The organism is Streptomyces thioluteus (assembly GCF_039535865.1).
In genome coordinates this window covers 1-13,825 of the sequence record NZ_BAAAXZ010000037.1, presented here as the reverse complement: position 1 = coordinate 13,825, position 13,825 = coordinate 1, and the positions used below count along the sequence as shown (strand labels likewise).

The 13,825-nt window shown below is 71.1% G+C and carries 13 protein-coding genes and 1 pseudogene; 7 read left to right on the top strand and 7 right to left on the bottom strand.

Annotated elements, in window-relative coordinates; all coding sequences use genetic code 11:
- Window positions 1–7 precede the first annotated feature (7 nt).
- Entirely contained in the window at window positions 8–433 is a 426-nt protein-coding gene (locus ABD794_RS05080) for a pyridoxamine 5'-phosphate oxidase family protein (RefSeq protein ID WP_344961085.1), read from the bottom strand.
- A gap of 127 nt (window positions 434–560) precedes the next feature.
- Complete coding sequence (locus ABD794_RS05075; RefSeq protein WP_344961084.1) at window positions 561–1,220, bottom strand: response regulator; 660 nt, start codon at window positions 1,218–1,220, stop codon at window positions 561–563.
- Window positions 1,221–1,591: 371 nt separating this feature from the next.
- Between ABD794_RS05075 and pdhA the strand changes: the two genes are divergently transcribed.
- From pdhA to ABD794_RS05045, 6 genes are all read left to right on the top strand, one after another.
- On the top strand, window positions 1,592–2,743 hold the full coding sequence (pdhA, locus tag ABD794_RS05070) for a pyruvate dehydrogenase (acetyl-transferring) E1 component subunit alpha (protein WP_344961083.1): 1,152 nt from the start codon (window positions 1,592–1,594) through the stop codon (window positions 2,741–2,743).
- Entirely contained in the window at window positions 2,743–3,723 is a 981-nt protein-coding gene (locus ABD794_RS05065) for an alpha-ketoacid dehydrogenase subunit beta (protein WP_344961082.1), read from the top strand. The genes pdhA and ABD794_RS05065 overlap by 1 nt, the downstream gene beginning before the upstream one ends.
- A gap of 21 nt (window positions 3,724–3,744) precedes the next feature.
- On the top strand, window positions 3,745–5,190 hold the full coding sequence (locus ABD794_RS05060; protein WP_344961081.1) for a dihydrolipoamide acetyltransferase family protein: 1,446 nt from the start codon (window positions 3,745–3,747) through the stop codon (window positions 5,188–5,190).
- A 323-nt stretch (window positions 5,191–5,513) separates the two neighbouring features.
- Window positions 5,514–6,305: an MmyB family transcriptional regulator gene (locus tag ABD794_RS05055; protein ID WP_344961115.1), complete on the top strand. Its 792-nt coding sequence runs from the start codon at window positions 5,514–5,516 to the stop codon at window positions 6,303–6,305.
- A gap of 95 nt (window positions 6,306–6,400) precedes the next feature.
- Window positions 6,401–7,066 (top strand): GntR family transcriptional regulator, encoded by a 666-nt coding sequence (locus ABD794_RS05050; protein ID WP_344961079.1) that lies wholly within the window; start codon window positions 6,401–6,403, stop codon window positions 7,064–7,066.
- On the top strand, window positions 7,063–8,370 hold the full coding sequence (locus tag ABD794_RS05045) for an MFS transporter (protein ID WP_344961078.1): 1,308 nt from the start codon (window positions 7,063–7,065) through the stop codon (window positions 8,368–8,370). Before ABD794_RS05050 ends, ABD794_RS05045 begins: the two co-directional genes overlap by 4 nt.
- 147 nt (window positions 8,371–8,517) lie before the next feature.
- Here the strand turns inward: ABD794_RS05045 and ABD794_RS05040 are convergent, their stop codons facing one another.
- On the bottom strand, window positions 8,518–9,348 hold the full coding sequence (locus ABD794_RS05040; protein WP_344961077.1) for a maleylpyruvate isomerase family mycothiol-dependent enzyme: 831 nt from the start codon (window positions 9,346–9,348) through the stop codon (window positions 8,518–8,520).
- A gap of 128 nt (window positions 9,349–9,476) precedes the next feature.
- Here ABD794_RS05040 and ABD794_RS05035 point away from each other — a divergent pair, with 128 nt between their 5' ends.
- Complete coding sequence (locus ABD794_RS05035; RefSeq protein WP_344961076.1) at window positions 9,477–10,271, top strand: carbon-nitrogen family hydrolase; 795 nt, start codon at window positions 9,477–9,479, stop codon at window positions 10,269–10,271.
- On the opposite strand, the gene ABD794_RS05030 is transcribed toward ABD794_RS05035, so the two are convergent.
- The 4 genes and pseudogenes from ABD794_RS05030 to ABD794_RS19280 all read right to left on the bottom strand — a co-directional run.
- Window positions 10,268–11,497 carry a dienelactone hydrolase family protein gene (locus ABD794_RS05030; protein WP_344961075.1) on the bottom strand — a complete coding sequence of 410 codons (1,230 nt, stop codon included), beginning with the start codon at window positions 11,495–11,497 and terminating at the stop codon, window positions 10,268–10,270. The two genes, ABD794_RS05035 and ABD794_RS05030, sit on opposite strands and share 4 nt — an antisense overlap.
- Before the next feature lie 2 nt (window positions 11,498–11,499).
- On the bottom strand, window positions 11,500–11,943 hold the full coding sequence (locus ABD794_RS05025; RefSeq protein ID WP_344961074.1) for a DUF6234 family protein: 444 nt from the start codon (window positions 11,941–11,943) through the stop codon (window positions 11,500–11,502).
- 308 nt (window positions 11,944–12,251) lie between these two features.
- On the bottom strand, window positions 12,252–12,506 hold the full coding sequence (locus ABD794_RS05020; RefSeq protein WP_344961118.1) for a hypothetical protein: 255 nt from the start codon (window positions 12,504–12,506) through the stop codon (window positions 12,252–12,254).
- Between the two features lie 40 nt (window positions 12,507–12,546).
- A pseudogene (locus ABD794_RS19280) lies at window positions 12,547–13,449 on the bottom strand (helix-turn-helix transcriptional regulator); the annotation flags it as partial.
- Window positions 13,450–13,825 lie beyond the last annotated feature (376 nt).

Sequence of the window (13,825 nt, the reverse complement as noted above, 5' to 3'; positions counted from 1 at the left end):
TGTTAGTTCACGAAGCGTGCGCGGCGGCCCGCGTGGGTACGCCTTCGAGGTGGTGCAGGGTGATGAACTGCGGTTCTATGCACAGGTATTCGGGGATGAAGGGTCCGTCGTCGGCGGTGCGGGGGGCGGGGCCGAAGCGCGGGAGTTCGGCCGCGTCGGGTACGAACGTACGGGCGGTGCCCATGAGTTGGATGTGCCAGACGTTCTCGTCGCCCTCCTCCCGGTCGCCGAAGTTGTCGGCGTTGTAGGCGACGACCGAGCCGTCGCAGGCGCGGCCGTAGCCGTAGCCGCCGTGCAGCCGGATCAGGACCTTGCCGTCGGAGACGATGTGCCGGGTGGTGATGACGAACGGGAGCGCGCGCATGGTCACGGAGAGCCGCCCGTAGGGGGCGCGGTCGAGCAGTTCGAGCGCTCGGTACTCGTCTGAAGGCATGGGGCTTACTCTGCACCGTTACCCACGGTGCACGTAGAGCCACCCGCCCCGTCGCGGACGGGACGTTGGTCCCTAAACGGACGGCTCCCGCCGGCGGACGGCCCCGCCGGTCGTACGGATCGTACGGTCAGCGCTTCTCGGCCTGGAGCCGGGCGACGTACGCCGCGGCCTGGGAGCGGCGCTCCATGCCCAGCTTGGACAGCAGGCTGGAGACGTAGTTCTTGATGGTCTTCTCGGCGAGGTGCAGCCGCTCGCCGATCACGCGGTTGGTCAGGCCCTCCCCGATCAGGTCCAGGATGCGGCGCTCCTGGTCGGTGAGGGAGGCGAGCTTGTTGTCGCCCTTGGGGTCCTTGCCGTCGCGCAGCCGCTCCAGCACCCGGGCGGTCGCGACCGGGTCGAGCAGCGACTTTCCGGCGGCGACGTCGCGCACGGCGGACAGCAGCTCATTGCCGCGAATGGCCTTCAGGACATAACCCGAGGCCCCGGCCATGATCGCGTCGAAAAGCGCCTCGTCGTCGGCGAACGAGGTGAGCATCAGGCATTTGATGCCCTCGTCCTGGGCGCGGATCTCACGGCATACTTCGACACCACTGCCATCCGGAAGGCGAACGTCCAGAACCGCGACGTCGGGCCGGGTGGCGGGAATGCGGACCAGCGCGTCGGCGGCGGTACCGGCTTCGCCGACCACTTCGATGTCCTCCTCCACGGAGAGCATCTCGTGGACGCCGCGCCTTACCACCTCGTGGTCGTCAAGCAGAAATACCGTGATTTTTCCTTGTTCGCGCACAGTGTCAGTCTCACACATCGAGTCTTCCCCTGCTCTTGTCCTCCGGGATAACGTGCGGTCGTTCCGGCGGTAACTCCGCTCAGGCGGGGGAGGCTCGCAAGGCTCTGACCAGTACCGCTGCGTCCCTTTCTGCATTTACTTGGAAATCCAAGCAAAATCGCAGGTCAGACAGGGTTTCGCAGGAATGCCGGGTACTGGGTAACGTGCCTATTGCAGGCCATTCGCCGGGGCGCCTGTCGCGCCCGGTTCGGCCTCGGCACACCCACCCCGTGTGCCGTCGGGAAGCGGGCGAGCATCCCCCAGCCCCACGGCGGGGGGGACCCCCTACGGCCACCGGCGACCCCGGGGGCCGGACAGACGGAGGAGCACACGTGACCGTGGACAGCCCCGCCGCGCGGAAGCCGCGCGGCGGCAAACGCGCCGGTGCGAAGAAGCCGGCCGGCGGGCCGGACCAGCCGGAGCTCGTACAGCTGCTGACGCCCGAGGGCGAGCGGGTGGAGCACCCCGACTACGCCATCGACGTGACGCCCGAGGAACTGCGCGGCCTGTACCGCGACATGGTGCTGACCCGCCGCTTCGACGGCGAGGCCACCACCCTCCAGCGTCAGGGCGAACTGGGCCTGTGGGCCTCCCTGCTGGGCCAGGAGGCCGCGCAGATCGGCTCCGGCCGGGCCACCCGTGCCGACGACTACGTCTTCCCGACCTACCGCGAGCACGGCGTCGCCTGGTGCCGCGGGGTGGACCCGACGAATCTCCTCGGGATGTTCCGCGGCGTCAACCACGGTGGCTGGGACCCCAACGAGAACAACTTCCACCTGTACACGATCGTGATCGGCTCCCAGGCGCTGCACGCCACCGGCTACGCGATGGGCGTCGCCAAGGACGGCGCCGACTCCGCCGTCATCGCCTACTTCGGCGACGGCGCGTCCAGCCAGGGCGACGTGGCCGAGGCGTTCACCTTCGCCGCGGTCTACAACGCCCCCGTGGTGTTCTTCTGCCAGAACAACCAGTGGGCCATCTCCGAGCCCACCGAGAAGCAGACCCGCGTCCCGCTCTACCGCCGCGCCCAGGGCTACGGCTTCCCCGGCGTGCGCGTCGACGGCAACGACGTGCTGGCCTGCCTCGCGGTCACCAAGGCCGCCCTGGAGCGCGCCCGCACCGGCCAGGGGCCCATGCTCGTCGAGGCGTTCACCTACCGGATGGGCGCCCACACCACCTCCGACGACCCGACGAAGTACCGCCGGGACGAGGAGCGGGAGGCCTGGGAGGCCAAGGACCCGATCCTGCGCCTGCGCCGCCACCTGGAGCGCGAGGGACACGCCGACGAGGAGTTCTTCGCCGCACTGGAGGCCGAGAGCGACGCCCTCGCCAAGCGCGTCCGCGACCGGGTCCGCACCATGCCGGACCCCGAGGACACGGCGATCTTCGAGAACATCTACGCCGACGGCCACGCCCTGGTCGACGAGGAGCGCGCGCAGTTCGCCGCCTACCAGGCGCAGTTCGCGGACGAGGAGAGCAACTGATGGCCACCGAGAAGCTCTCGATCTCCAAGGCGATCAACGCCTCGCTGCGCACGGCGCTGGAGTCCGACCCCAAGGTCCTGGTGATGGGCGAGGACGTCGGCAAGCTCGGCGGCGTCTTCCGGGTCACCGACGGCCTGCAGAAGGACTTCGGCGAGGACCGCGTCATCGACACCCCGCTCGCCGAGTCCGGCATCGTCGGCACCGCGATCGGCCTGGCGCTGCGCGGCTACCGGCCGGTGGTGGAGATCCAGTTCGACGGGTTCGTCTTCCCCGCGTACGACCAGATCGTCACCCAGCTCGCCAAGATGCACGCCCGCGCGCTCGGCAAGATCAAGCTGCCGGTCGTCATCCGCATTCCCTACGGCGGGGCCATCGGCGCCGTCGAGCACCACAGCGAGTCCCCCGAGTCGCTGTTCGCGCACGTCGCGGGCCTGAAGGTGGTCAGCCCGGCCAACGCCTCCGACGCGTACTGGATGCTCCAGCAGGCGATCGAGAGCGACGACCCGGTCATCTACTTCGAGCCCAAGCGGCGTTACCACGACCGCTCCGAGGTCGACACCGACGCGACCCCGGGCCCGCTGCACACCGCCCGTACGGTGCGCGCCGGCACGGACCTGACGCTGGCCGCGTACGGGCCCATGGTCAAGACCTGTCTGGAGGCCGCCGCGGCGGCCGAGGAGGAGGGCAGGTCGCTGGAGGTCCTCGACCTCCGGTCGATCTCGCCGATCGACTTCGACGCGATTCAGGCGTCCGTCGAGCGCACCCGCCGGCTCGTCGTGGTCCACGAGGCCCCGGTCTTCTTCGGCTCCGGCGCCGAGATCGCGGCCCGGATCACCGAACGCTGCTTCTACCACCTGGAGGCCCCCGTCCTGCGGGTCGGCGGCTACCACGCCCCCTACCCGCCGTCGCGGCTCGAGGACGAGTACCTTCCCGGACTGGACCGGGTACTCGACGCCGTAGACCGCTCGCTTGCGTACTGAGGGCTGAGGAGAGTCGTGACGATGACTGCGAGCACGGAGCGCTTCCGCGAGTTCAAGATGCCCGACGTGGGCGAGGGTCTCACCGAGGCCGAGATCCTCAAGTGGTACGTGGCCGTCGGGGACACCGTCTCCGACGGGCAGGTGGTCTGCGAGGTCGAGACCGCCAAGGCGGCCGTGGAGCTGCCGATCCCCTTCGACGGCGTGGTGCACGAGCTGCGCTTCGAGGAGGGGACGACGGTCGACGTCGGTACGTCGATCATCTCGGTCGACACGCAGCCGGGGGCGGGGCCGGTCGCGGCTGCCGCTCCGGCCGCTCCCGCCGCCCCGGAGGAGGAGCCGCAGGGCCGCCAGGCCGTCCTGGTCGGGTACGGCGCGGCGCCGTCCTCGACCAAGCGCCGGCCGCGCAAGGCCCCGGCGGAGTCCGCGCCGAAGGCCGCGTACGCGGCGGCGGTGCAGGCCGAGTTGAACGGGCACGCGGCCCCCGCACCGGCGCCCGCCGCCCCCGCACCGGCGCCCGCCGCCCCCGCACCGGCCGTCGTCGGCTCCGCCGGTGCCGGAGCGGAGCGCCCGCTGGCCAAGCCGCCCGTCCGCAAGCTGGCCAAGGACCTCGGCATCGACCTGGCCGCCGTCGCGCCCACCGGGCCCGGCGGGGTCGTCACCCGGGACGACGTGCACGCCGCCGCGCAGGCGGTCGCCGCGCCGGCCGCTCCGGCCGAGCCCGAGACCCTTGCGGTACCCGCGGCCCCCGCTGCCGCCGTGGCCGTCGCGAGGGAGACCCGCATCCCGGTCAAGGGCGTCCGCAAGGCCACCGCGCAGGCCATGGTCGCCAGCGCCTTCACCGCGCCGCACGTCACGGAGTTCATCACCGTCGACGTGACCCGCACGATGAAGCTCGTCCAGAAGCTGAAGGCCGACCCGGACATGGCCGGGCTGCGCGTCAACCCGCTGCTGCTGGTGGCCAAGGCGCTGCTGGTGGCGATCCGGCGGAACCCGGACGTCAACGCGGCCTGGGACGAGGAGAACCAGGAGATCGTCCGCAAGGACTACGTCAACCTCGGCATCGCCGCCGCGACGCCGCGCGGCCTGATCGTCCCCAACATCAAGGACGCCCAGGCCAAGACGCTCCCGGAGCTCTCGAAGGCGCTCGGCGACCTGGTGAGCACGGCGCGCGAGGGGAGGACGAGCCCGGCGGACATGTCCGGCGGCACGGTGACGATCACCAACGTCGGCGTCTTCGGCGTGGACACCGGTACGCCCATCCTCAACCCGGGCGAATCCGCGATCCTGGCCGTCGGCGCGATCAAGCTTCAGCCGTGGGTGCACAAGGGCGAGGTCAAGCCGCGGCACGTCACGACGCTGGCGCTGTCGTTCGACCACCGCCTGGTGGACGGCGAGCTGGGCTCGAAGGTGCTGGCGGATACGGCGGCGGTGCTGGAGCGTCCGAAGCGGCTGCTGACCTGGGGGTAGTTGTTCCCCACCCCCGCCCTTTCCCCGTTTCCGCAGCAGCACGCTGCGCGCGCTGTCCTCAAGCGCCGGACGGGCTGAAAATCGGCCCGTCCGGCGCTTGAGGCAAGAGCAACGGCCGTGGGCCGGCGCACATGGCGCAGAGGGCCCGGATGTCCGGCTCCCCACCCCCCTCCGGTGTGGAGCCCGGCATCCGGGCCCTCCACACAGGCGTGAGCGGCCTCGGACATTTCCCCCGCCAGAGGGTGGAATGGCCCGTGTAGGGCAATTTACTTAAGATTGACCGACACTTGCAGTGTCGGAATGTGAGGCTCCCGGTGGATGAGATGCGCGACGGCGAGTCCATCAGCCGTCTGCTCCGGGCCTGGCGCTCCCGCGTGGACGCCCGCACCGTCCCCGAACTGCGCTGGGCCCAGCCCCGCCCGGGCCGGCTGCTCTCCCAGAAGCACGTCGCCCGGCTGACCGGCGTCAGCGAGGGCTGGTACCGCGCCCTGGAGGCCGGCCGCCGGCGCGACTTCTCCGAGGGCTTCCTGCTCCGCGTCGCCGCCGCGCTGCGGCTGAGCGAGGCCGAGACGCTCACCCTCTTCCTCGCGGTCTGCGGCCGCCGCCCGCCCGGCCTGCGCACCGCCGTCCGCGAACTCCCGCAGGGCGTAAGGGACCTGCTCGTCCAGCAGACCACGTACCCGGCCTACCTCTCCGACGTGGCCTGGAACGTCGTCGCCTCCAACGGCCTCATGGGCGAGTGGTTCCCCTGGGTCCTGCGCCCCGGAGCCAATCTGATGCGGTGGGCGCTGCTCCACCCCGAGGCCCGCGAGCAGATGCTCGACTGGGAGAACAGCTGCGCCCGGGCCTACCTCGCGATGCTCCGCGTCGCCGCCAACAGCAACCCCGACAACCCCGAACTGCGGTCCCTGGTGCGCGAGGTGCTGGACTCCGACGCCGCCTGCCGGCGCATCTGGGCCGAGGAGCACGACGTCGTCGAGCACCGCGACGGGCACGTCTTCCGGCTGTGCCTGCCGTACCACGACCACGCCGAGATCCGGGTGACCACCCATGTCCTGCTGCCGATACAACGCCCGGACCTGCGCTTTGTGTTCATCACCCCGCTGACCGACTGAGCGTCCACCCACGTCCACGGGCGGTACGTACCACCGACCGTCCGGATCGCGGACACGCCCTCATCAAGCATCTGTCTTGTATCTATGCTGTGCGCATGCCTACCTCCTCCGTGTCCGCACAGGTCAGACAGCCCCCCGCCGCCGAGCGCGTCTACGCGCACGTCAAGGACGGGGTCCTGCACCGGCGTTACGCCGGGGGGACGCTGCTCACCGAGGGCGGGCTCGCCGAGGCCGTCGGGGTGTCGCGCACCCCGGTGCGGGAGGCGCTGCTGCGGCTGGAGGGTGAAGGACTGCTCAAGCTCTACCCCAAGAAGGGGGCGCTCGTGCTGGCCGTGTCCGCCCAGGAGATCGCGGATGTGGTGGAGACCCGGCTGCTGGTGGAGAAGCACGCGGCGGCCAAGGCGGTACCGGCCGCCCCCGCGCTGATCAGCAGGCTGGAGGAGCTCGTCGAGGACATGCGGCGGCAGGCCGCCGAGGGCGATCTGGCCGCCGTCTCGGTCAGCGACCGCGCCTTCCACGCCGAGATCGTCCGCAGCGCCGGCAACCAGATCCTCTCCCGCCTCTACGACCAACTGCGCGACCGCCAGCTGAGGATGGGGGTGGCGGCCATGCACGCCCACCCCGACCGGATCGCCAAGAACATCGCCGAGCACACCGAGATCCTCGAGGCCCTGCGCTCCGGCGACGCGGCCGCGGCGGTCGCCGTCGTCGACCGGCACGTGGGCTGGGTGCGCAACCTCGCCCAGGGGGACGTCCGATGAGCTCCCCGGCCACGGCCCTGCCCGGTGACCCGCCCGGCGGCCGGCGGGCGGCCGCCGTCTGGGGCATCGGCGTCGCCGTCTACTTCGTCGCCATCGTCTTCCGCACCAGCCTGGGCGTGGCCGGCATCGACGCCGCCGAGCGGTTCCACATCAACTCCTCGGCGCTGTCCACCTTCTCCATACTCCAGCTGCTCGTCTACGCCGGGATGCAGATACCCGTCGGCCTGATGGTCGACCGGCTCGGCACCAAGAAGGTGCTCGCCCTCGGTGTGCTGCTGTTCACCGCCGGGCAGCTCGGCTTCGCGCTCTCCCACTCCTACTCGGGCGCGCTGGCCGCCCGCGCCCTGCTGGGCTGCGGCGACGCGATGACCTTCATCAGCGTCCTGCGGCTGGGAGCCCGCTGGTTCCCCGCCCGGCACGGCCCGATGATCGCCCAGGTGGCGGCCCTGTTCGGGATGGCCGGCAACCTGGTCTCCACCCTCGTCCTCGCCCAGCTGCTGCACACCCACGGCTGGACCGCCACCTTCGCGGGCAGCGCCGCGGCCGGACTCGTCGTCCTCGTCCTGCTCGTGGTCTTCCTCCAGGACCACCCCCGGGGGTACGAACCGGAGCCCGGCCCGCACCCCGGCGCCGGCTACGTCCGCCGCCAGATCGCCCTCGCCTGGCGCGAGCCCGGCACCCGGCTCGGCCTGTGGGTGCACTTCACCACCCAGTTCCCGGCCATGGTCTTCCTGCTGCTGTGGGGCATGCCGTTCCTGGTCGAGGCCGAGGGCCTGGACCGGGGCACCGCGGGCGAACTCCTCACCCTCGTCGTGCTGGTGAACATGGCCGTCGGCCTCGTCTACGGCCAGATCATCGGCCGTCACCACGCCGCCCGGCTGCCGCTCGCCCTGGGCACGGTCGCCGCCACCGCCCTGCTGTGGGCCGCGGCCCTCGCCTGGCCCGGGCCGCACGCCCCGATGTGGCTGCTGATCACGCTGTGTTCGGTGCTCGGCGCCTGCGGCCCCGCCTCGATGATCGGCTTCGACTTCGCCCGCCCCGCCAACCCGCCGGAGCGGCAGGGCACGGCGTCCGGCATCGTCAACATGGGCGGCTTCACCGCCTCCATCACGACCCTGCTGGCCATCGGGCTGATCCTGGACTCCACCGGGGAGGACTACCGGGCCGCCTTCGCCTCGGTCTTCGCCCTCCAGGCGGTGGGCCTGGCCCAGATCCTGCGGCTGCGCGGCCGGGCCCAACGACGCGAGCAGGAACGGATCGTGGCGTCGCGGGTGGAGACGGTGCACGTACCGGTATCGCCCTGAGGCGGTCGCGGCTCGACCGCCGAGGGCGCTGCGGGACGGCGGCCGGACGGCGGTCGTGGCCGCGAACGACACGGCACGTTCCGGGGCGACGGCGCGACGGTACAGCCATGTTCGGGGCGACCGCGGCAGCGCCCCCGCGCCCCCGCGCTACGGCGTGACGGCGAACTCCCGCAGTATCGCCGCCGCCAGCTCCGGCTCGCCCTCCACCGTGACCCGGCCGTCCACCGCCTCCGGCCGTACCCGCCCGCAGGCCAGCCGGACGTACGTCTCCCAGTCCGTCGCCAGCGTCACCACCGGGCCCAGCGAGACGCTGGAGTCCACCGAGCCACGGCCCGCGCCGTCCACCCGTACGGTCCGCAGGAACTCCACCGGCCCGTGCACGTCCACGACCACCGCCGAACCCGCCGGGGCCCCCGCCCTCCCGGCCACCACCTTGGGCAGCCCGGCGACCAGCACGTCCCGCGCGACCAGCGCGCCGGGCGCGTCCAGGTTGCCGGGCACGCCCAGCGCCCGGCGCAGGTCCTGCTCGTGCACCCAGACGTCGAAGGCCCGCACGGTCAACGCCCGTTCGAGCGTCTGCTCGTTCCCCGAGCCGAGCGGCCAGCGCACCGGCGCGCGCGGGGAGCGGGTCTCGCCGCGCAGCTGCCGCGACCGGCGGATGATCGTGAGCTCCAGCTCCGAGGTCATCTCCAACGCCGTGTGGCAGCGCCGCACGTCCACCTGCACCTCGATGTAGCGCGAGAACTCGTCGGTGACGTGGTAGAGATCGCGCGGCAGGGTGTGGATCGGCCGCGGTTCGCCCAGCATCTCGCTCTCGACCCCGATGACGTGCGAGACCACATCGCGCACGGACCAGCCCGGGCAGTCCGTCGGCCGGTTCCAGTCGCCCTCGGCGAGTGGTCTCACCAACTCGTTGATCGCTTCGATGGAATGGGTCCAGGCGTCGATCGCCGGCTGAAGGCTGGGGTGGACGGTCACGTGTTCCCTCGTCGTCCGGTGCGTACGTGCTGCGTACGTGCGCGGGGCAAGTGCGGTCTGGGACTCTTAAGTTACGCTGCGCAAGGGCAACCCGGCAGAGGTTTCACGGGCGGAAAGTGGTGGTAGCTGTGCGCGTCTCCCTGATCCAGCTGGCCGTCGACGCGGCGGAGTCGCCGGACGAGCGGCGCGAGCGCGCGGCCGGGCTCGTCCGCGCCGAGAGCGGCAGTGACCTGGTCGTCCTCCCCGAAATGTGGACCACGGGCGCCTTCGCGTGCGCCGACTTCCTCCCCGGGGAGGCCGAATCACCGACCGACGGCCCCACGGCGCGGCTGATGTCGGCCGCGGCGCGCGACGCGGGCGTGTGGCTGCACGCCGGCTCGATCATCGAACAGGCCGGTGACGAGGGCCTGTTCAACACCTCGCTCCTCTTCACCCCCGGGGGAGAGCTCGCCCGCACCTATCGGAAGATCCACCTCTTCGGCTTCGACCAGGGCGAGGCCGTGCTGATGAGCGCCGGCCGGGAGGTCGTCACCGCGGAGCTGCCGGAGACCGTCATCGGCCTGGCGACCTGCTACGACCTGCGCTTCCCCGAACTCTTCCGGGCACTGGTGGACGCGGGCGCCGAGACCCTCGTCATCCCCGCCGGCTGGCCCGCGGCGCGCCGCGCCCACTGGACGCTGCTGGCGCGGGCCCGGGCCGTCGAGGACCAGGCGTACGTCCTGGCCGTCGGCACGGCCGGCACCAACGGCGGTGTGGAGCAGGCCGGGCACAGCATCGTCGTGGACCCCTGGGGCGAGGTGCTGGCGGAGGCGGGGGCCGGCGAGGAGATCCTCCGCCTGGACCTCGACATGGACCGGGTGGCCCGCACCCGGAAGGAGTTCCCGGCGCTGCGCAACCGGGTGCTGGGCCTGGGCTCCCTCTAGATCCCGTCGTCGGGCACCTTGTTGACCTTCAGCCCCTTGGGGATGGCGGGCAGCAGCCGCTCCTTGGAGACGCTCTCCCGGATCCTGAGCGGATCGGTGAACGTCTCCTGACGCGCCTCCCGGAAGCCGATCACCGGCCCGCCCTTGCGGAGGTTGCCCCCCTTGGGTGCGAGGCCCTTGACGGCGGGCAGCCGGTAGGTACCCGCCTTGTGCAGCGCCTGCTCCAGGAACGCGGCGGTCAGCTGGGCGACCTGGGCGCGGGCGGCGGCGGGCTTCGCCACCTTGGCGCGCTTGCACCCGCCCACGCCTCCGTCCTTGTCGGTGGGTGCGAGGTTGGTGTTGAGCATGGCGTGCCCGGTGCCGGCGAGCAGCACATCGGCGGCGACCTTGGTCCGTCCGGACCTGGCCAGCCCCTTCACCGTCGCGAGCCCGGCCTCCGGCCCGGTGTCCTCGTCGCACGCGCCACGGACGTTGAGCACGGGCACCTTGTGCGTCGCCTTCTCGACGTTCTCGGCGGGCTCGATCGCCACGGCCCCGAACAGCCCCTTCCGCTGGGCCGCCTTCTGGGACAGCACATACCCGCCGCCCCGGCTGTGCCCCACCATCCCGACCCGTGACGTATCGATCCGCCCCTTGAGGCCAGGGATCCTCAACCCATGGTTGACGCCCTTGTTGAGATCGGCGAGCAGCCTCAGATGCGCGTCGACGAGATCCGTGTACCCCTTGCCGGGGTCCGTCTCCCCGCCCCACCAGATCTCCGGCGAGACGACGTCGATCGACACGGCGACGAACCCCTTGCGCGTCAGCGCCTCCACGACGTGCGAGAGCCCGGCGTCCTGCCGCAGATAGTCGGGGCCGACCTTCTCCTTCTTGCCGGGCGCGGCGCAGACCAGCGGCCAGGCGGCCTTGACGGGCTTCCGGACGACGGCGTCCGTCTTCCCGGCGGTCACACAGTTGGGATGCGCCCCGTGCATCACCACGACCACGGGGTGCGGCCCCTTCCCCTTGGGCATCCCCAGCACCCCGTGCACCTGCGTCGGATTCCCGGCCGTGCGCCCACCGGTGATCTTCAACAGTCCCGGCGAGAGCGTGTACTGCGTAAGGCTGCCCTGGGGCTCCTTCGAGGGCTTCCCGGCGGCCGCCTCGGCGGTCCCGCAGGTGAGGGCCAGCCCGAGGGCGGCGGTGGTGGCGACGAGGCGCGTGGCGCGGATGTGTGTTCTCTTCACAGTTAAAGGGACGGCAAAATGGGTGCCTCAAGTTCCGCTTGAACCGCCCGAGTCGATGCCACGCCCCCGGACGCGTATCCTGCCCCCGTCAACGCCACGGAGCAGGCGGCGACCACGGCAACGGCCTGAGTCGTGACGGTGATCCACGCTCGGCCGAAGGCGGCCGCCACGACGATCAGGACGGCGCACGAGGCGACCACGGTCGCGAAGGTCCGCAACGGGCCGTCCATGTCCATCGGAGGGGTGTGCTGGTCTCCGTTTCCCAGGTCGTTGACCACGGCCTCGGCGAACATGACGAGGACGAGGACGACCCCCGCGACGATCTCCAGAGCCAGCAGGAAGAGGGCGATGGGCAGATCGGCGTACCACGGCAGCCCGCTCCGTCGGCCGGTGTCGACCTCGTGCGGAACCACGACCGGCGGGGCTTTGGGAAGTGACGACGACATGCGACGGAGTGTGCTCCATCTCCCGCACCGCGCGCATGAGTAGCTGTACTCAGGCGGGGGCTACCCCAGAAAGGGCGCGGGCCGATGCTCCAGGAAGTGCTGAAGGCGTAGCCGTTGGGTGTGGTGCATGGGGAGCGAGCTGATTTCCCCGGGAGCCACGAAACGGAGCTCCGTACTCTCGTCCGAGATCGCGTAAGCGTTCGTTCGGCACGTGTGCACTCCCTCGTGCTCAGACGTTCTGGAGTGCCCCGCTTGGGGGCCGGAACGTGATGGCAGTCCCGTCCGTGTACGGGTTCGGGAGCCGGCGCCTACGCAACACTCTCCAGTACGGCACGCACCTCGGGCACGTCCCGGAACTCTCCCAGCCGCGCAAGTACGACTCTGGTTCTTTCCGCTGTCCGCTCGCTGGCCACGTCGGCGGACAAGGCGATCATGCGTTCTGCCGTCGCCGCCGCTTCCTCCGGCTCGTTGGCATCCGCCAGAGCAACGACGAGCCACGACAGATAGAGCGCAAGTTCCCGGGTGTGCGTGGCGTCGTACCGGCTGAGTACACCTCGGAGCATCGGGGACGGCCCGGAGCGGGCGACGCAGCTCCGTGTAGACGCGCGACTCCATGACCTGTAGCTCTCCGGCATCCACCCAGTAGAGGTAACCGGGCTCGTCCTCCCCGCCGTGCCCCGTCAGCGCCTCGCCGGCTTCCCTGACGGCCCGCATGGCTGCCTGGTCTTCCCCGGCCTTGGTATGCGCCCATGCCACACGGTCAAGGTAGAGAGCACGTGCCCGTGGTGGTGCTCCGGCGGCGTTCTCCAGGGCCGCGCGAGCCATGTGGAGCCCTTCCCGTACGTCCCCCGTGTTCGTCCGCTGGTAGGCCAGCGAGCCCAACAAGTTGCCCGCCAGCGTCGTGTCTTCCGCCGTGTGTGCTGCCGACAGGCCGAGGCGGTAGATCCGTTCGGCTTCCGCGTGCTGTCCGGCATCACTCGCGATCCATCCGGCGATCTGCGCCAACTCCCCGATGGCTTGCAGCAGTGATCGGCCCACGACTTCCGTATGGGTGCCCTCTCGGAAAAGCCGTACAGCAGAGCGGAGTTCGCGCAGTGCGGGGCGCAGCAAGTCCCTTCCGGCGATCACGTCGTCGGCGAGCCTGAGTCCATGTACGCGCTGTTGTAAGTCGGCCACGGCGTCCACTCCGACGCGTCGCCCCTCACGGGCGCTGAGCGGGGCGAGTGGGTCACCCTCGGGCAAGTAGTCGGCCAGCGACGGCGGGGGTGGCTCTACGGGCTCCAGCGACTCCCTGAGCGCTTCCACGGGCACCCCAAGGGCCGTAGTGATGAACGGCAACCACTCACGGGGCTTCCGTTTCCCCGTCTCCCACCTGCTGACTTCCTGGCGGCCGACAGGATCGCCCTGGACACCGGCAACACGGCAGACCTCTCGTGCCAACCGTGCCTGGCTCCACCCGCGCTGTTCGCGCAACCGCTTGATGTTGGCCCCAACGTTCCCCGGCATGCCCTCAGTCTGGCCGACACCCGGCCTGCACGGGGCCGCTAGTCGGCACACAGCCCCAGCAGGATGATCACGGTCATGGCTGAGCAACGGGATGCACCCCCGAACGGCACGCTTGTTGTGGATGAGCGCTCCGACCGGGTCGGCGTCGTGATGGGGCGTGAGGGGCCGAACGTTCAACTCCGGCCCCCGCGCGGTGGAAGGGAGTGGGAGGCGGACCCCCCGCAAGCTGCGCCTGGCCACCGCCGACGAAAGACGGGAGGCGGATGCGGGGCAGTCCCGCCCTGCGTTCGTCGGTATCCGGTACGGCGGTATCGCGAGGGAGCACCCGTGAGCGATCTGCGCCCCGCTTACCACTACCCCCGTCCTCTGATCGGTG